This is a genomic window from Rhodococcus sp. 15-649-2-2, assembly GCF_002258645.1.
Taxonomy (GTDB): Bacteria; Actinomycetota; Actinomycetes; order Mycobacteriales; family Mycobacteriaceae; genus Rhodococcoides.
Genome location: NZ_NPFM01000027.1, coordinates 17,724 through 35,752, shown reverse-complemented (window position 1 = coordinate 35,752; position 18,029 = coordinate 17,724). Strand labels below are relative to the sequence as shown.

General features: G+C 64.6%; 14 protein-coding genes. 8 read left to right on the top strand and 6 right to left on the bottom strand.

The genetic code is table 11. The annotated features are described in order from the left end of the window. Nucleotides 1-135 precede the first annotated feature (135 nt). Both CH305_RS17630 and CH305_RS17625 read left to right on the top strand, forming a co-directional pair. The gene (locus tag CH305_RS17630) at nt 136-405 is read left to right on the top strand and encodes a hypothetical protein (RefSeq protein WP_032379669.1); all 270 of its coding nucleotides are present in this window, start codon (nt 136-138) and stop codon (nt 403-405) included. Between the two features lie 176 nt (nt 406-581). Beyond that, nucleotides 582-989 (top strand): VOC family protein, encoded by a 408-nt coding sequence (locus CH305_RS17625; RefSeq protein WP_032402687.1) that lies wholly within the window; start codon nt 582-584, stop codon nt 987-989. 11 nt (nt 990-1,000) lie between these two features. On the opposite strand, the gene CH305_RS17620 is transcribed toward CH305_RS17625, so the two are convergent. Beyond that, nucleotides 1,001-1,975: a sigma-70 family RNA polymerase sigma factor gene (locus CH305_RS17620; RefSeq protein WP_037148318.1), complete on the bottom strand. Its 975-nt coding sequence runs from the start codon at nt 1,973-1,975 to the stop codon at nt 1,001-1,003. Nucleotides 1,976-2,066: 91 nt separating this feature from the next. On the opposite strand from CH305_RS17620, the gene CH305_RS17615 reads away from it, so the two are divergent. From CH305_RS17615 to CH305_RS17600, 4 genes are all read left to right on the top strand, one after another. Further along, a complete protein-coding gene (locus CH305_RS17615) occupies nt 2,067-3,047 on the top strand; it encodes a GTP pyrophosphokinase family protein (RefSeq protein ID WP_094610005.1) in 981 nt (326 codons plus the stop codon). Nucleotides 3,048-3,097: 50 nt separating this feature from the next. After that, entirely contained in the window at nt 3,098-4,558 is a 1,461-nt protein-coding gene (locus tag CH305_RS17610) for a DUF2079 domain-containing protein (protein WP_094610004.1), read from the top strand. 37 nt (nt 4,559-4,595) lie between these two features. Then, nucleotides 4,596-5,801, top strand: a complete 1,206-nt coding sequence (locus CH305_RS17605; protein ID WP_094704439.1) for a sulfite reductase subunit alpha — start codon at nt 4,596-4,598, stop codon at nt 5,799-5,801. 79 nt (nt 5,802-5,880) lie between these two features. Next, on the top strand, nt 5,881-6,702 hold the full coding sequence (locus CH305_RS17600) for a hypothetical protein (protein WP_052058090.1): 822 nt from the start codon (nt 5,881-5,883) through the stop codon (nt 6,700-6,702). A gap of 6 nt (nt 6,703-6,708) precedes the next feature. Here the strand turns inward: CH305_RS17600 and recD are convergent, their stop codons facing one another. From recD to recC, 3 genes are read right to left on the bottom strand one after another with little or no spacing between them, the layout of a single operon-like run. After that, nucleotides 6,709-8,571, bottom strand: coding sequence for an exodeoxyribonuclease V subunit alpha (recD, locus tag CH305_RS17595; RefSeq protein WP_094704438.1), 1,863 nt, complete (start codon nt 8,569-8,571; stop codon nt 6,709-6,711). After that, nucleotides 8,568-11,903, bottom strand: coding sequence for a UvrD-helicase domain-containing protein (locus CH305_RS17590; RefSeq protein ID WP_094704437.1), 3,336 nt, complete (start codon nt 11,901-11,903; stop codon nt 8,568-8,570). Before CH305_RS17590 ends, recD begins: the two co-directional genes overlap by 4 nt. After that, nucleotides 11,900-15,181 carry an exodeoxyribonuclease V subunit gamma gene (recC, locus tag CH305_RS17585; RefSeq protein ID WP_094704436.1) on the bottom strand — a complete coding sequence of 1,094 codons (3,282 nt, stop codon included), beginning with the start codon at nt 15,179-15,181 and terminating at the stop codon, nt 11,900-11,902. The genes CH305_RS17590 and recC overlap by 4 nt, the downstream gene beginning before the upstream one ends. Nucleotides 15,182-15,332: 151 nt before the next feature. Here recC and CH305_RS17580 point away from each other — a divergent pair, with 151 nt between their 5' ends. Together CH305_RS17580 and CH305_RS29510 are read left to right on the top strand one after the other, a co-directional pair. Beyond that, on the top strand, nt 15,333-15,683 hold the full coding sequence (locus CH305_RS17580; RefSeq protein ID WP_094704435.1) for a VOC family protein: 351 nt from the start codon (nt 15,333-15,335) through the stop codon (nt 15,681-15,683). A 168-nt stretch (nt 15,684-15,851) separates the two neighbouring features. Next, nucleotides 15,852-16,538, top strand: coding sequence for an excalibur calcium-binding domain-containing protein (locus CH305_RS29510; RefSeq protein ID WP_256983844.1), 687 nt, complete (start codon nt 15,852-15,854; stop codon nt 16,536-16,538). Between the two features lie 6 nt (nt 16,539-16,544). On the opposite strand, the gene CH305_RS17570 is transcribed toward CH305_RS29510, so the two are convergent. After that, a complete protein-coding gene (locus CH305_RS17570; RefSeq protein ID WP_094704434.1) occupies nt 16,545-17,054 on the bottom strand; it encodes an O-acetyl-ADP-ribose deacetylase in 510 nt (169 codons plus the stop codon). Continuing rightward, nucleotides 17,051-17,977 (bottom strand): ADP-ribosylglycohydrolase family protein, encoded by a 927-nt coding sequence (locus CH305_RS17565; protein WP_094704433.1) that lies wholly within the window; start codon nt 17,975-17,977, stop codon nt 17,051-17,053. Before CH305_RS17565 ends, CH305_RS17570 begins: the two co-directional genes overlap by 4 nt. Nucleotides 17,978-18,029 lie beyond the last annotated feature (52 nt).

The window sequence follows — 18,029 nt, the reverse complement described above, 5'->3', positions numbered from 1 at the left end:
CGAGAGGTTGGCCCAGGCCGGTCGAGTGGGCATCTTGGACTGGGCGACGAAACATCGTTTTAACTCGAGTCGGGCTGTAACGGTTCCGTTCGGCAGAACGACTCACACCTCAGGACGCGAACAAAAGGAGACGATGTGACTGTTCAGATCGATTCGCTGGCAATTGGCACCGACACCGCCGACATTGCGACAACCGACGTCGACCAGCTCTTCGACGAAGTGTCAACGCTCGACGCCACCATCCTCGACGCCATCGAGCGTCGCACGCGCATGGCGCGCACCCTCGCTGCGGCGACTTCCGACACCACCACGTCTGATTCCGTTGCCGATGCTTACCTCGATCTCGGCAACGACGGCCACGTGTTCTCACGGATGCTGTCCCGTCTTGCACAGATGACGCGGTAGTTCTTCACACTCCCCCTTTCAGCTTCGCAGTCCGCGACCCCGTCGAGCATCGCTCGGCGGGGTCGCGTCGTGTCTGCAGGTGTGTGCCGGTGACTTTCGACACCGACTGCTGTCAGTAGAAGCAAGACCGTTGTTCGACGGTCGCACGCAGCTGTTCTCACAGAGAAGGTGTACCCATGTCCCGTATGCTGTTCGCCAACATGCCCGTTCGCGACGTCGTCGCCACCCGTTCGTTCTTCGAGGGACTCGGGTTCGCTTTCAACGACGTCTTCAGCGACGAGAACACCGCCTCCATGATCGTCAGCGACCAAGCGACGGTGATGTTTCTGGCCACATCTCGTTTCGAGGACTTCATCTCCGATTCGATCTGCGACACGAGCTCGGCTCGTGAGGTCCTGATGTGCATCTCCGCCGACAGCCGCGACGAAGTGGATTCGCTCACCGACTCAGCGATCGCTGCGGGCGGGTCCAAGTGGATGGAGCCCCAGGATCACGGATTCATGTACGGCCGAGCGTTTCGGGATCTCGACAACCACGTCTGGGAAGTGATGTGGATGGATCCTTCGGCGGTTCCCCAGAGCTGAGCGGCAGGCGTTCAGAGGCGGTCGGGCAGGCCGAATCGATCGAACAGAGTCAGATCGAAGAAACAGGCCACGTGCCCGACCCCTCTGGCGTCGACGTCGAGAACGTGCAGCTGGAACGGCCGATGGACACCGTCCTCACCCAGCATGTACAGCCCGTACGCGGGTTGGCCGTTGGCACGGGTAGGCCTCATCCGCATGTCGCCCGCGCCGTTGGCCGGGCAGTTGTTTCGGATGAGCGATCCGATCGTCTCGGCACCCTGGTACCACCCGACGAACGGCGGCATCTCCCACACCGCGTCCGAGGTGAACAGCGTGACCAAGCGGTCGATGTCGTAGTTCTCGAAACACTCCACATACTGCGTCAGCAGTTCCTGCAGCTCGTCGGATCCGATGGGCTCGACATCGTCGAGTTCGGGCGCAATCTCGTCGAGTCGCTCCCTGGCTCGCTGCAGCAAGCTGTTGACCGCGGTCGTCGTCGTGGCGAGAACCTCGGCGACTTCCGACGCCTTCCACTGCAACACTTCGCGCATCAACAAGACCGCTCGCTGCCGGGGAGACAGGTGTTGCAGGGACGCCACCAAGGCGAGGCGCACCGATTCACGCGCCACCACGATGGAGGCGGGATCACTCGAGTCGGCCAGATCCGAATCGGCGATCGGTTCGAGCCATGGAACCTCGTTGTTCTGTACGAGTTCGTCGGTAGGGCCGGAACTCGGTGCCCCCAAGCCGGTGGGGAGCGGACGCTTCGACCGACCGTCGAGAGCAGTGAGACAGGTATTGGTGGCGATTCGATACAGCCAGGTGCGCAGCGACGAGCGCCCTTCGTATTTCTCGTAGCCACGCCACGCGCGAATGTACGTTTCCTGCAACAGATCCTCGGCGTCGTGAATCGATCCGGTCATGCGGTAGCAGTGCGCGAGCAGCTCTCGACGGAACGGATCGAACTGCGCGAGGAAGTCGTCCTGCTGCACGGAGGCCACGGTCATGCGGCACAGCCTAGACCGGAGGCAGACGCCTCACAGCTCGAATGCGCGCCACGTAGAGGTTTGCCCACATATCTGGGTTAACCTCGGCATCGTGACATCGGCAACGAGCATCGACGACTTGGTCGAGGAGCTGTACCTGCAGCGCCGCCGGGCGTGGGAAGCCGCTCTCGTCACCGCGCAGAATTTCCTCGAGACCATCGCCGACGAGATACTCGAAGACGTCGATCGAGATCGACTGAACGCACAGACGGCGCGCATCAAGGACCCGGGACGATCCGCAGACAAATTGCGCCGTTACGTCTCCGAGGGCCGGATCACCGAACCGACCGACGCGGACGCCGTTGCCGAAGCCCTACCCGATCTGGTCGGCGTCAAGGTGTTGTGCAAGACCCCGCGCGATCAGCTCACGTTCGTCGCAGCGCTCGAGCGTGCATGCAACGACCCGGAATGCTCGGTGCGGTTTGCGCAACCACCCACCGATTACGTTGCCTTTCCCAAGCCCAGTGGCTACCGCGCCTACCACGCAGTGCTGGTCGTTCGAGTTGCCACGCATCAGGGCGACCTCGATGTGAAAGTAGAAGTACAGGTCAAGACACGCCTGCAGGACGCGTGGGGCGAGCTGACTCACGAAGACATGTACAAGCCGGGCGAGGCTCTCAAGCCCACCAAGAAGCACACCGACTACGCCGCGCACATGGCCCACCTGCTCGACCAGGTGGATGCAATGGCCGACGATCTCGCGGCACAGCTCGATTCACTGACCGCCGCATCGAAGGACGGCAACGTCCTCGCGGCCGACCCCATCCCGAAGGATCCGGACTTCATTCGTGCCCGGGTCACCCGCACCGGTCCCCGGTACGCCCTCGCAGTCGGTCCGGACGGACGCCGAGGGCTGGTACCCGCTCGTTCGGTGAAAGCCGTCATCGGCTCGACCGACAGAATTGCCGTCGACGATTATCTGGAGGTGGGCGACTACATCGATGTGGTCGTCGAGGATTCCGAGGACGCTCTCTACTACCACCTCACCTCACAGCCGCCGCGTCGCAAACCCGCGAAGAAGCGTAAGCGCTGACCTGCGGTTCTCAGGAACATCTCACGTCCGTGCTGTAGACATCGGTCCTCGTGACCACTATCGAGAAGTCCACGGTTGTCACCGACATCGACACCGCACCCCTGGACTGGCGTACGAGGATCCGTACTGCAGAGACGATCGTGCCGGCTCTCGCGTTCGTCGTCCTGGCACCGCTGTACGCGACGATGTCCGTGCTCGGCCATCGGCAACTCCGTACGTCCGGATTCGACCTGGGGATATTCGTCCAACAGGTCGCCTCGTACTCGCAGTTTCGTGCACCGACCTCCGATCTTCTGGGTACCGGCTACAACACGCTCGGTGATCACTTCTCGCCCATCACCGCGCTGCTGGGACCCGTCTACCGGGTGTTTCCACACGCCGAGACGTTGCTGATCGCCCAAGCCGTGTTGTTCGCGTTGGCCGTGATCCCCATCAGCAGGCTGGCAACACAGAAGTTCGGGGCGGTTACCGGTGCCGTGATCGCGGCGGCGTTCGGACTGTCCTGGGGCGTTCAAGCGGCGCTGAATTTCGACTTCCACGAAGTGGCGTTCGCGATGCCTCTGCTGGCGATGTCGATGGTCGCCCTCGTTCGTCAGCGTTGGCTGCCCGCCCTGGCCTGGGCTCTGCCGCTGGTCTTCGTCAAGGAGGACATGGGTCTGACGGTCGTCGTGATCGGCGCACTGGTGGCGCTGTGGGCCGGCGGTCGAACCCGAATCCTCGGGATACTGACTGCCGTATGGGGCCTGACCTGGGTGATTCTCGCCGTCAAGATGATCATCCCGATGCTCAGCTCCGACAACTCGTACGACCAGGGCTCGAAGCTGCCCCCGCTGGGCGAAGGCATCGCGGACACCGCACACGGCCTGGTTGCCGGCGATTCTCGGGCGGCCACAGCCTTTCTGCTGCTCGCGGTCACCGGATTCTTCGCCCTGCGCTCGCCGCTCCTGCTGATCGCCGTCCCGACGGTCGCATGGCGCTTTCTCAGCGACAACACCAACTTCTGGAAGCCGATCTACCACTACAACGCGACCCTGATGGTGATCGTGTTCATCGCTCTGCTCGACGCGTTCGCACGCAGTCACCGACACGGTCAGCTCACCGAACGCGGTCGTCATTACATCGTCGCGTTCGTGGCCGTCTTCGCAGTCGTGGCGTTGCCGTTCCTACCGATGGCGCGCATGGTGCACGCACAGGAATGGACGATCGATCCGCAGGCCGCGACCGCCCGGGAGATCTCGGAGTGGATTCCCGCCGATGACCAGGTTGCAGCGTCGAACAATCTCGTGGCCCAACTCGTCGCCGATCACGACGTCTCGGTCTTTCCCCAACGCGCCACCGATTCGACCGTCCCGGACTGGATCGTCGTCAATCGAGCGCGGCCTGCCGGCTGGCCGACCGACGAGGCCGGTGACCGTCAGGCGATCGACCGGGCGCTGTCCGACGGGTACGAGGTCGCCTACTCGGCCGACGGTATCGAGGTCCTGCACCGCAGTTCGAGCGGTCCCCACTAGGGTTTCAGAAGGTTCGACCCTCCACCCGTCACAGACCGTGACGACGGCAATTGCAAGGCAGGTACAGGACATCGACGCTGCAACCGGCGATCTCGGCACCACCAAGGCCGCACCCAAGCGATCACCGTGGAATCGGAAGAACCCCTATCGCGCACAGATTCTGAGTAATCGACGCCTGTCCGGTCCCACGTCGGCAAAGGAAGTTCGGCACTTCGCGATCGCACTGGGCGACAGCGGTATCGCCTACCAGGCCGGGGATGGTTTCGCCGTCAAACCCGTCAACGACGCAGCACTCGTCTCGGCCGTCGTCGACCGGCTCGGTGTGCCCGCCGACACCGCCGTGCACACCAAGTCCGGAGAAATTACGCTCGCACAGGCGCTGACGACGGAATACGAAATCGGTATCCCGTCGATGGACCTGATCGAGGCCGTGGCCGAACACGCCGGCGACGCAGAACTCGATCACGTCCTGCAGAACGGCGACCGAGCATCGTTCGACGCTTGGACGTGGGGACGTGACGTCGTGGACGTTCTCGATCTCGACCGGTCACCTGCCTTCGATCCCGCCGAATTTCTCGGCTTGCTGCGTCCACTGCAGCATCGCGTCTACTCGATCTCGTCGTCACCGATCGCCCACGAAGGCACCGTGCATCTGACGGTGTCCACCGTTCGATACCGGTCGGCCGAGCGTGACCGCGGCGGCGTCTGTTCGACGTACCTCGCCGATCGAGTCGGCGACGGGAACGAGGCAGGCGTGTTCCTGTCGGCCAACAAGTCGTTCCGCCTGCCTGATGACGACACCCCGATCATCATGATCGGGCCCGGAACCGGAGTGGCACCGTTTCGAGCATTTCTGCACGAGCGGCGCGCGCGAGGTGCCGCGGGAGACAACTGGCTGTTCTTCGGAGATCAGCATCGGTCGAGTGATTTCCTCTACGAGGACGAGCTCATCGAGTTCGAGCGCGACGGTCTGCTGAATCGACTGGATGTGGCGTTCTCACGCGATCAGCACGAGAAGATCTACGTGCAGCACCGCATGATCGAGGCAGGCAAGCAGCTGTACGGCTGGCTCGAGGCAGGTGCGCATCTCTACGTGTGCGGCGACGCGGCCCGTATGTCGAAGGGCGTCGACGAAGCACTGCACGAGATCGTCGCCGAGCACGGCGGCCGCTCCCCCGACGCCGCCGAGGACTACGTCAACGAGCTCAAGCAGACCAAGCGCTATCTGCGGGACGTCTATTGACACCCGCGTTCTTGTCGGACCCCCTCGCTACCGTCTGACCCACAGGCATCAGTTCTCGTCCGAGAAGAGGGTTTGCACCGTGAACGCACTGCAGAACGGCCATTTCGACTCCACCACCGCGCTCGCGTGGGCCACGTTCACCGAGAATCTGCACGCGTGCCTTCGGTCCCTGCCCAGACGTGACTACGTCACGGTCACGGCCGCTCAGGCCAGCCCCGGCGAACGTGGATTGCGGCCGTACATCGATGTGGCAGCGACGGACACCGGAGTCCTGGTCACCGTTGCGGCGATTCCTTCGCTGCTCTACCCGGACGCCCCGGAGACGTCGGCCATGGACGTGCAGTTGGTCGAGTTCGGATGGCTGAACCGCGGCAAGCCGATCGCCGACGGATCGGTCATCGATCTCACGCGAACCGACTCCCGAGCCGATGCCGCGCTCGTTGCCGAGATGATCACACTTGCGTTCCGCGAGATCTGGAACGTTCCGCACCCCTCGTTCCTCAGTGTCTGGGGCGTCGCAGCCGATGGCGTGTCATCTGGGCCGAGGGACCTGCAGCGCGGGCTCGTCGCCTCTGCGGCCGAGACCGCCACGTCGGCCGACTCTTCCGAGACGCCCTCCGAGGTTCCTGCCGAGCTGGGCTCGCTGCAGGCGCTGTGTCAGTTGACAGGTCGCCGAGTCGACCCACACACCGTTCGATCCGTCTGCATCGACAGTGACCTCGACGATCTGACGGCTCGTGCCGTGGCCCTCCATCGCTCGGCCGCCAGACAGGCCCGGCGGTCGGCCGGCGCGGGTCGAGACGACTCGGTGGCTGTGTGGTCCAATCTGGCCCGCACCTGGCTTTCGGTCGCACGAAGCATCGACGCCGCGACGAACGAGGCCCGGCACGCGTGCCGCTGACCGAAGCTACAAGATCGTTCGTCGCAGACCGCTCGCCCGTAACACCTGACGCTCGACGCCCGCGCGAATGGCATCCTCGGTACCGATCACCCGCACGTGCGATCGTGCGCGAGTGATCGCGGTGTAGAGCAATTCTCGGGTCAGCAGTGTCGATGCCTCGGCGGGGAGAAGAACCGAGACGGTGTCGTACTGACTGCCCTGACTGCGGTGGATCGTCATCGCGTACACCGTGTGAACCGACGAGAGCACGTTCGGGTGGATCAGCACATGGCCGCGCCCGCGGGCGAACGCTGCCATCGCGGTTCCGTTGTCTCCCAACACCACAACGCCGGTGTCGCCGTTGTATATCCGCGCTTCGTGATCGTTTGCCGTCACCAACAGTGGCTGACCGGGGTACCACAGTGACGGATCGAGAAAAGTTCCGCTGTACTCCCCCACCCACTCCATCGCCTGCCGATCCCATCGCGCGACACCCCATCGGCCCTCGCGGTGCGCGCACAGCAGGCGATGCTTCTCCAGACCCAGAAGCGCCGCGGAGGCATCTCCGGCTGCTGCGGCGGCGGTGACCTCGGCTGCGGTCTCGATCACGTCGGAACGCAGCGCATCCACGTCGTCGGGGCCATGAAAGGAAATTTCTTCTGCGCCGGACTCGAGCAGCGCCATCACGTCGTCGCCCCGGCCGTCGCGCACGGCCACAGCCAACTGGGCGATTGCCCCGCCGAACCGTCTGCCTCGACTGAGCCGCACGACGCCGCCGCGCAATCGGTCCCGCTCGAACGGGCTCAGGGCTGCCTCGGCCGGATCCTCGGTTGCGGCGAAATCGTCGTCGACGAGCTGCGCCAGCACCGGGTTCTCGGTGCCGGTGACCGGCCGGGCCACGAGGTCCGCCAGCACCGCGCCTGCGTCGACGGACGTCAACTGGTCCGGGTCACCGACCAGGATCAAGCGTGATTCGGGGCGGACGGCTTCGAGCAGCCGGCACATCATCGTCAGTGACACCATCGATGTTTCGTCCACAACGATGACGTCGTAGGGCAGGCGGTTCTCCCCGTCGTGGCGAAACCTCGTCTTGCTGCCGGGCTTCCAGCCCAGAAGCCGGTGCAGTGTCATCGCCTTAAGGTCTACCGGCAGTCCGAGGAGCTCCGCTTGTTCGGACACCGACTCCTGCAATCGGGCTGCGGCCTTGCCTGTGGGTGCCGCCAACCCGATGCGCAGATCGCTTCCGTGTTCCCGGACGAGCAACGCCAGAATCCGAGCCACCGTGTGGGTCTTACCGGTTCCCGGCCCGCCTGCGATGACCGTGGTCCATTGGGTCGCTGCCAGGGCTGCCGCTATCCGCTGACGATCGGGAGCAACAGTGGGCGCACCCGATTCGTCGACGAACAACTCGGTGAGAGCACGGCTGATCTCGGCGGCATCGGACCGCGGGTGAGACTGCGATCGCTGCTCGAGAGCATCACGAACCGTGCTCTCCTGCAGGTGATACCGATCGAGATACAGGAGTTCACCCTCATCGGTGTGAACGAGTTTCAGCGGCGTCAACGGTCCGTTTGCACTGCCGACGACAAGGGGACTGGCCGACAGTGCGCCGAGGACCTCGACGAGATCGGGCCACGGAAGCGCGCCTGGATCGACGTCGGATTCCTCGTCGACCGTCACATCTCGCAGTCGGCGCAGATCGAGGCACACCGATCCCGATCGCACGGCACGCACCGTCAGTGCAGCGGCCAAGAGCACATGCTCCGACGACTCCCCGGCAAGCGCGCCCAGACGTAATGCCACGTGCACATCGGCGGCGGTGAGTACACCTGCATCGTTGAACGTACGCAGAAGGCCGCTGCCGCGCAGTGCGGTGGTCACGCTCGTCATCGATTCGCCTTTCCGGCAAGCAGATCCGAGAGCTCGACCACCAGCGCCGCGGACGGATTCCAGTCGAACACCCCACACCCGGCAGGAGTGTGCGGCCCCACCATGCCCCGCACGAACAGGTACCGAACTCCGCCGAGGTGTTCCTGGGGGTCGTAGCCCGGTTGACGCCACCGCAGATATCGATGCAGCGCAACGGCATACAGAATTGCCTGCAGCGGATAGTGCGAGCGCATCATCTCCTGAGCCATCTTCTCCCGGGTGAAGTTGCCTGTCGTCAGATCACCTCGGGCGAGCCGGTTGGTCTTGTAGTCCACCACCACGTAGCGCGGCCCGGGCACTCGTAGAACCGAGTCGATACTTCCGGTGAGAAAGCCGCGCAGGGGTGTTTCTTCGATACCGTCGAGCAGATCGGGGTAGGACGCGAGCGGGTCGGCAACATCGAGGTGCCGACGCATCAGCCGCGCAACGGATTTCAGGGTGACCGTCGCTGCCACCGGATCATCACCGCCGGCCAACGGGAGCTCGAAGTCCAGCTCTGCCAAGTGGTCGGAAGGCGCGATGTCGGCAAGCGTCCCGAAGCCCAACGGCGTGTGCATCACCGGCAGAAGGGCTGCGGCCAACGCCACTGGATCGACCTCGGCCATGCGCGACGCGACCGCTGCACTGCAGCGAAGTTCGAGCTCGGCAAGCAAGTCGGGAGCGGAGGTGTCAACGTGTTCGAGCGCCTCGTGCACGAGCGTTCCGAATGCGGCGCCGGCGGGCATGCCGTTCATCGGCGACTCGATTCCCTCCAACCTGGAATCTTCTGTGTAGTCACTGTTCGACTGAGGTTCGGCCGGCTCGTCGGTCTTCTCGGGATGCTCGGCTTCGCTTGTCACCCCCACCTCCAGCTGAACGTGCGCCGCGTCATGAGCATGAGCTGTCAACGCGGAGTAGGACGTTCGACGCCACAACAGGTCCAGAGTTCGGTCGAACCGCGCGGCGGCAACGTCGAGCAACGGTTCCCCGGGTCTGACCCAATGCCGCGTGGACGGTGCACCCGGCCCCACCGGTTCGATGGAAATGATGTCGGCAGCGGACCCGACCCAGGATTGAAGCCGGTTCGCTGTGGTTGCATCGTCGAGGACCTTGTACGACGGCTCCGGTTGGGGAATCCCGGGGATGCGGCCGAACAGCATGCGATGCAGCGACGACGTGGCGGTATTGCGGCCCGGTGCCCACCACAGCACTGTCTGGCTCTCCGCCCGGGTCAGGCCGACGTAGAGCAACCGCAGTTCCTCGCCTGCTTCCTCCTGGTCGTTGATCATCTTTCTGGCCGCGTAGCCCACTCCCGACGGTCCACCGACGTCTCGAATCCGGTCGCCGTTCTCGTGCAGCAGCAGCGTCGACGGCTTGCTGAAGAACAATGTGTCCCAGGCGTACGGCAGGTAGACGACGGGGAATTCGAGCCCCTTACTGCCGTGTGTCGTCATGATTTGCACTGCGGCGGAATCGCTGTCGAGTCGTCGGCTGCGGTCGCTGGATCCACCGGCTGCCGGTTCCTTGATGCGGTCGGTCAGCCAGCGAGTGAGTGCGGTGATCCCGAACGACTCGGATACTGCTGCGCGATTGAGCAATTGGGCGATATGCCGCAGATCGGTCATGGTCCGTTCACCCGCGTCGACTGCGAGCAAACGGGCGTCGAGTCCGGACTGGGCCGACACTCGCTCGAATACTGCAGCGAACCCCGCCTCGTCGAAGAGTATCGAATATTCACGCAGTCGGCTGCTGACCTGGGACAGAGCATCCTCGGCTCCGGAGTCGAGCTGAGCGGCAGTCCACCCGAGCAGAGGGGTAAGGGCGGCAAGTCGAACGCGGTCGGTGCGATGCGGTTGCTCGATCGCCTGCAGCAGCCACAACCAGTGTCGGGCACTCTCGGTGCCGAACACGCTGGTGCTGCTCGACACCACCGACGGGACGCCGACTGCGTCCAGCGCGTCTCGAATCAGCGCCACCTGCTTGGTAGTTCGGGTCAGCACGGCAACGTCTCGCGGTTCGATCGCCCGGGGGCCGTCCGGTCGGTCGATCGTGGCACGGCTGGACAGCAGCTCGACGATGTCTGCCGCGACGTCGGCCGCGACCTTGGAACGGAGTCGATCGACTGCCGGAAACCCCTGTCGCAGGGGGCCTGCACCGGTTCGCGGAAGATAGCGCAGCCGCAGCGGGGTGTGTCCGAACATCCGCGACGGTGGGTTTCGGGCTTCGACACGGTGAACCACGATGTCGTCGTGTCCGAGGGCTGCGCCGCCGTACAGATGGTGCAGCGCATCGAGTAGCCCGGAATCGCTGCGCCAGTTGGCAGTGAGCTCATACAGGTGATCTGCCGATTTCACCGCATCGAGGTAGCTAAGTACCTCTGCCCCGCGGAATGCGTAGATCGCCTGCTTCGGATCGCCGACGAGAATCAGCGTCGTCGATCCGTGAAACGCCCGTCGCAGAATGTCCCACTGCATCGGGTCCGTGTCCTGAAACTCGTCGATCAGCACCACTCTGAACCTGTCTCGCACTCGCGCACAGGCGGCCTCACCGTGCACGGGATCGGACAACACCGAATGCAGGAGTCCGAGTAGATCGTTGTAGTCACGCACCCCGAGCAGCCGTTTGCGACGTTCCAGTTCCCGCCGCGCTTCTCGGGCGAACTGCACGCGGAGCGCCGGCTCGCGGTTACCGTCGTCCCCGTCGAGATTTTCTGTGTCGGGGTACAGAATCGACTGCTGGTCGCCCACGGCCGCCAAGGCCAACTGGTGCGCATCCCGCCTACTGAATGCCGGCGGTTCGTCGTCGCCACTGAACATCTGCAGGTACAGGTCGTCCACGACCTGCTCGAGTAGATCGGACACGGATTCCACGAATGTCGATTCCGGTTCGCGCTCCCCCGCGATTCCGAGCCCGTCGAGCATGCGCTGACAGAAGCTGTGGGTGGTGACGATGGTCCCGGCATCGAAGTCCGACAGTGCCTTTCGCAGTCTTCTGCGACGGCGTTCCACCTCGGCGTCCTCGGCCGATGCCAGGAACGACACCAATGGATCTCGTTCTGCACGAGCAGCTTCCGGGTCTGCAAGGTGCTGCGCGATCGAGGCGAATCTGCTGCGAGTGCGATCGCGGAGTTCCTGGGTTGCGGCCCGGCTGAACGTCACCAGAAGCAGGTCGGAAATTTCGGCGATGCCCTCGGCGACATAGCGCGCGGCCAGTCCGACGATCGCGTAGGTCTTGCCGGTACCGGCGCTGGCTTCGAGCACCGTGGTTCCGGTAGGCATCGGGCCGAGCAGATCGAATGCGTGCGGGGCTGTCATGCGTTCCCCATGTTCTCGGCCGTAAGCAGCGGGTCCCACAGTGTGCGTGCGAGGATGCCGAAGCGGCTTGTCTCGTTGGACGGGTCGGTTTCATCGGCAAGTGGGGTCGCGGCCAGCAGCGTCTGGAACGACAGGGCCGGACCGTGCACGTACCGCAGCGAGCGATCGTTTCCGTCGCCGAAGTCTCCTCGCCATGCCCAGGTGGCGGAATCGTATCCGTCTTCGATGGATCCGCCGCCGAACCGCTTCTCCGCGTACGCCGATGCAGTGCCGGTCGATATCGGCAGCGGCGAAGCCAATCCGCGATCGCGCAGATTCACCAGCACGCGCAGGGTGGCAAGGGGATCTCGTGGTGCCGTCAGTCGCGATCGACGAGGCGGGCGCATGCCACTCGCCCGTCCGATGGTGACGGCGCTCCAGTCGCCCGGCTCGGATGCGGCCACCGCCAGCAACCGCACCCATGCAGCCAGTCGATGCTTCGCGGCGAGCCGAGAGTAGGACGAACGCGCCAGAACGCGACCGTGTATTCCGGTGACAGTTCCGGTCAGGCGTCGTCCGTCGCCGAGATCGACCGCAACATCCGTGGTGTCGGCCGGTCCATCGTGGAATGGCGCGGCCGCGTCGGCGATGATTCCGACGATCTGTCGGATGTCGGACATCTCGCGTCGGCCCTGATGAAACGGCGGAAGGGTTCCGCGGCGCCATTCGGCGTCGGCGAATTCTCCGATGTCTCCGCCCGCGAGCACCGCGGCAAGCATCCGATCACCGATGTTCCACCGGGACAACGGGTCCAACTCGATGTCGAGACTGTCTGCCAGGTCGTCCTCGAGCTCGGGAACACGAAAGCCGAGCCGCTGGCGGAGAAACGCCTGCACCGGGTTCTCGACGAAGGCGATCACATCGGCGAGTTCCACATCGTCTCGATCGGCAGGCGGGAGAGCTGCGGGCAGGAACGGAGGCGCGGGCTGGGGCGCACGTTGCTGCGAGACCGCTCCGGCCAACGCGACGGTATCGAAACTGAACGGACGTTCGGCCTCGAAGTTGTGAGGATCGAACGGCTGCAGCGGATGCCGATGTTCGACGCTTCGACCCGCGGTCACCTCGAGCACGTCCATGAGCTCGCGCAGCGGAATCGCGGGCGGCTTGACCGAACCGTCGACCGGGTCTGCACCGGTGTAGAACAGCAGGAGCTTCTCCTCGGCCGACATCACCGCGTCGAGCAGCAGTTGCCGATCCTCACTGCGAATGTCTCGTTCACCGAGTGCCGGGTCGCGGGCCAGGATGTCATCTCCGTCGATGCTTCCCACTCGCGGGAACACCTCGTCGTCGAGCCCGAGGAGCACCACCACTCGGTGCGGTACCGATCGCATCGGAACCATGGTGCACACGGTCAGCTCGCCGGTGCGGAAGTTCGCTCTCGTGGGTCTTCCGGCCAGTCTCCTGGCCAGCATGGCGCGCACGTCCGCCAGTCGCAGCTCCACCGACCCGCCGTGTTCGGTGGCGTCTGCGATCTCGCGATGTGCTTGTGCCAGTTGCCATTCGTCGGCAGTAGGCACGTCGGCGAGCAGATCGAGTGCGCGGCCCAGTTGCCGCGTCCACTCGGTCACCGACGCCGGACCGGCAAGCGCTCGCAGTACCGAGGCGAGCCGATCGACCAGCTCGGCGAAACGGCCGGCGAGGGCGATGTCGTTGCTGTCGACGTCGTCGAGAGGCAGCGCAAGGTCGAGATACTCGTTGTGGGTCTCGTCGGCCGCCACGCCCAGGAGGATCCGGTCGAGGGCAGATTTGAACGTGTTCTGCCGAAAACCGTTCAGACCGAACGCTTCTCGTTGTCTCACGGTCAAACCCCAGCGCGCACCGGAGGCCGTCACCCATTCGCGGAGTCGCTCGAGATCGTCGTCGGTGAGCGAGAACTTCTCTCGGACCGGACCGCTGGCAGCGAAGTCGAGCAGCTCGCTCGCCGTCACCCGGCCTTCGGCGAAGTCCAGAACAGTCGCGATGACATCGAGCACGGGGTTGGTGCGGCGCAAGCCCCGGTCGGCGAGTCGCACACGCAGGCGGTGTCCTGGATGCACCAACGCGGCCTGCCCGAAGTTGGCTCGAATCAGCGGCGCGTAGGTCTCGACGTCCGGGCACATCACCAGCACGTCCCGCGGTTCGAGCGTGGGGTCGCCGGCGAAAAGATGCAGCAGCGACTCACGCAGAACTTCGACCTGCCGGGCGGGTCCGTGACATGCGTGAATCTGCACCGTGTCATCCGTCGTCGTCACGTGGTCGTCGGATTCCATTGCGGCAGTGGGTGAGACGTCGGCAGCGATGTCCGATTGGATCCGCCCGAGCAGGGTGTTCGCGATCTCGGGGCCCTCATGGTGGACGGAGTGCGCCGCGACCGACGCGGTGGTGGCCTGCAGTTCCCGGACGTCACGAGACAGACTGGCCAACAGCGGATGCTCGACGGCAAGGGCCGTCGCATCGTCTCGTCGCCGCGTCACCGCAGGAATGTTCTCCAGGGCGTTCCACATGGACGGGCTGGGATGCGGAACCCAGATGTGTACGTCGCGGTGCTCCGAGAGCGCGCCCAGTATGTCGAGCTGATCGGTCGTCAATCGGGTGGGCCCGAAGACCGACAACCGACTCGGTAGGTCCACCGAATCCGGCTCATCACGTAGCCGAGCGCACGTCTCGGGCAGCCGCTCGGCGGGGCTGGGACTGCCGATCCGCTCCCGCACCAGTTTCCACACTCGCGGTTGCCACTGCAGGTCGTCGTCGAGATCGCCGCCGAGGCCGTCGGTGAATCGTCCGGCGAACCAATCACGAATCATCTGGGGTCGTTGAGAACCGTACGCACGGAACAGCTCTGCCACATGAGACGCCGTCGACCAGCGACGTCCTACACGGTGGTCCTCGGACCCCGCACCCAGATGCTCGAACAGCACCGCCGCCCACGGTTCGGTGCGGCACTCGTCGATGACGCTCAGAGCAGTCCAGAGCACTCGGCCCATTGCCCACGGATCGTCGTCCGGGTCGATGTCGTCGACCGCGCCGACCGCGCGTGAGACCAGCCTTGCCGGGCTCGGAAAATCGATGTTCGCGGCGATGCCGTCACCGTGCGGACTGCCCAAGGTGCTCGAGAGACGTTGAGTGAGCCACCGCTCGACACCCTTGGCCGGAACCGACACGATCTCAGGGGTGAAGCAGTCGTCCAACGGCACGGACAGGACATCGGCGAGCGCGTCGGCGAGGGTTCCTGCGCGCTCGGCGCGGTGGAGTGTCAGCACCGTTGCGATCCCCTGCCTGTTCGTAGCGGAAAGCCCGATTCCGGACTCGTAAAGACCCTACTCGAGCCTGGCGACAGGTTCTGCGCGATGAGTCCGGCCGCCGATCCCGGTCAGTATCCGTGAACCCTTTGCCGACACGAAGGAGAACGACATGTTCGAGCATGTCTTTGCAGTGATCGCGGTACGCGACATCGATTCGGCCGACGCCTGGTATCGCCGGCTGTTCGATCGGCCCGCAGACAACAACCCGATGCCGAGTTTGGTGGAGTGGCAGGCCGCCCCCGCTGCATGGGTGCAGGTGACGGTCGACTCCGAGCGTGCCGGGTCGTCACAGTTCAACGTCGCCGTCGACGATCTCGAATCGTTCGTCGCTTCGGCGCGCTCCCGTGGGGTCGAGTTCGGCGACATAGTGGACGCGAACAAAGGCGTTCGACTGAGCACCGTTGTCGATCCCGACGGTAATTCCATCACCGCGATCGGTGGCTTTCGCGAACGCTATTGACGACGTGGTTGTCGTTACCTGGCCGGGTGTAACGACAACCACCGTGAATGCGACATGGTGAACGGAAATGCGACCGACCGGTTCGGACTGAATCGAGTGGTTGCTTCCGGTCTCGCGGCACATCGTTTCCGCGGTATCGACACCATTCGCGACCCGAGGACGAACCCCATGACCAGCGCCTACCCGCCACCCTTCCAGCGCCCCGCACCCGAGCCCGAGACTCCACGCCGCCCCCTTTACGGGAAGGTGTTCGCTTGGTTTGCAATCGTTTTCGGCGCTATCTTCTCGATCGGCGCACTCGTGTCGTTCGAGTTCGGCGCGCTGCTCGTGGGCGCACTGATGGTCGGAGCAGGCGTCGCATATCTCTACTTGTCGCCCAGTCGCGGTCGTCGAGGGTGGGCCGTACCGGCCATCGCAGTGCTCCCCGCCCTGATCTTCATGGGACTGACCACCACCACAGAACCCGAGACCCCCGCCGTCGCCCCGGTCGCGGCCGTGCCCGCCCTGCCGACCGTCACGACGACATCCGCGCCGCCGTCGACGACCACCCCGACGCCGACCACGACGACCACCGTGGCCCCGACGACCGAAGCAGTAGCCGCCATCGTCGAGGTTCCGACGACATCGGAGTACATTCCATTGCCCGATCCTGAGCCGGTGTACATCCCCGAGCCGGTCTACACACCGGAGCCCGTCTACACCGCTCCCGCGCCTTTGGTCGCGGTGCCACCCGTCGTCTCGTACGCCAATTGCGATGCGGTCCGTGCGGCGGGCGCAGCCCCGATCTACGCCGGTGAGCCGGGGTACAGCTCGAAACTCGACCGCGACAAGGATGGAATCGGCTGCGACACCTGATTGCTGTCAACCCACCAACCGCCGCGTCAACTCGGCGCTCGAGTGGGAATACGCGACCAGCATGACCAGTTCGACCGATGGCCTCGCAGCTTTCACGGCCACCACTTGCTGAGTCACTGCGTCGTGCATCGGCCATCCGAAGGATCCGCCGGATATCAAGGGAAATGCGATGGACTTCAGATTCATCGATGCAGCGAGAGCAAGACTTCGGGCGTAGCACGAGCGCAGCAACTCCGATCTGTCCTCGTGCCGCGAGTACCGCGGACCGACGGTGTGGATGACACAGTCGGCTCGCAATCTGCCCGCAGTGGTCGCGACGGCCGCGCCGACGTCGAGGCCGTGCGGCAGGGTCGTGGCCCGCAGTGCCTTGCATTCCGCGAGGATCGTCGGCCCACCGGTTCGGTGGATAGCACCGTCGACCCCGCCGCCGCCGAGCAGACGTGCGTTGGCGGCATTCACGATCGCGCCGGCCGCCACGTCCGTGATGTCGCCCTGAACGACGTCGATGATGGTCATGAAAGTTCTTTCACTGCAGTGATGTTCGAGGTGATTCGGTCCAGATCGTCGGCGCGCAACCCGGGGTAGCCGTGGACGATGTCGCGCCAGCCACGCGGCACGGCCGAGGCTCCCCAGCGCGCTCCGAGGAGCCCTCCGGCAATGGCCGCCGTGGTGTCGGTGTCACCGCCTGCACGAACGCACAGTTCCAGAGCGGCCGCCAAGGGCCGTTCCTCGCCGGCGCTGCGATGGATTGCCGACCATGCAGTCTGCAGCGCGTGCACCACCCAGCCATTGTTGGAGAAGTCGGCAGGCTCCCCCACCTGTGCCTGATGAATCAACGGCCGCCAGTAGTCCCGCACCTCACGCGCAGCCTCGTCGAGAAACTCGACGAGGCCGTCGTACGTACCGTGTAGAACTGCGTATCGAATTGCGTGACTCCACAATTGGCACGCCTCACCGGCCCGCGGGTCGGAATGCGTCAGGGCACTGATCCGCGCCGCGGCAGCTCGACAACCGGCCGCATCGTCGAGGTAGGCCAACGCAACCGGCGCGGTACGCATGAGCGATCCGTTCCCACCGGTTCTCCCCGACAACGATGCAGCCGCCGCCGTCATGCCTGCGCCGCTGTACGTGGCCTGCGAGAGGACGGCGCGGGTTTGATTTCCTACGTCGGGCGGGTTCTGCGCGAACCACGCGCGAAAATTCTCGGCGATGTCGTCGACGTCCCCGCCTGTGTCCAGTGCCCGCGCGACGCAGAGCGCCATCGAGGTGTCGTCGGTCCATTCTCCCGGAGCCCAGTCGAACGAACCGCCGCCGATCATGTCGATCTCGGTCTCCGGAGAGGGATATCCGAACTCGTAACCCGCGCCCAGTGCGTCTCCTACTGCGGTTCCGAGCAGAACGCCCCTCGCTCGATCCCGCTGAATGTCGGTCAACTGCATGCTTACCCCTTAGCTCGATGTTGATCTAAACTTAGATCACATTCACGCTAAG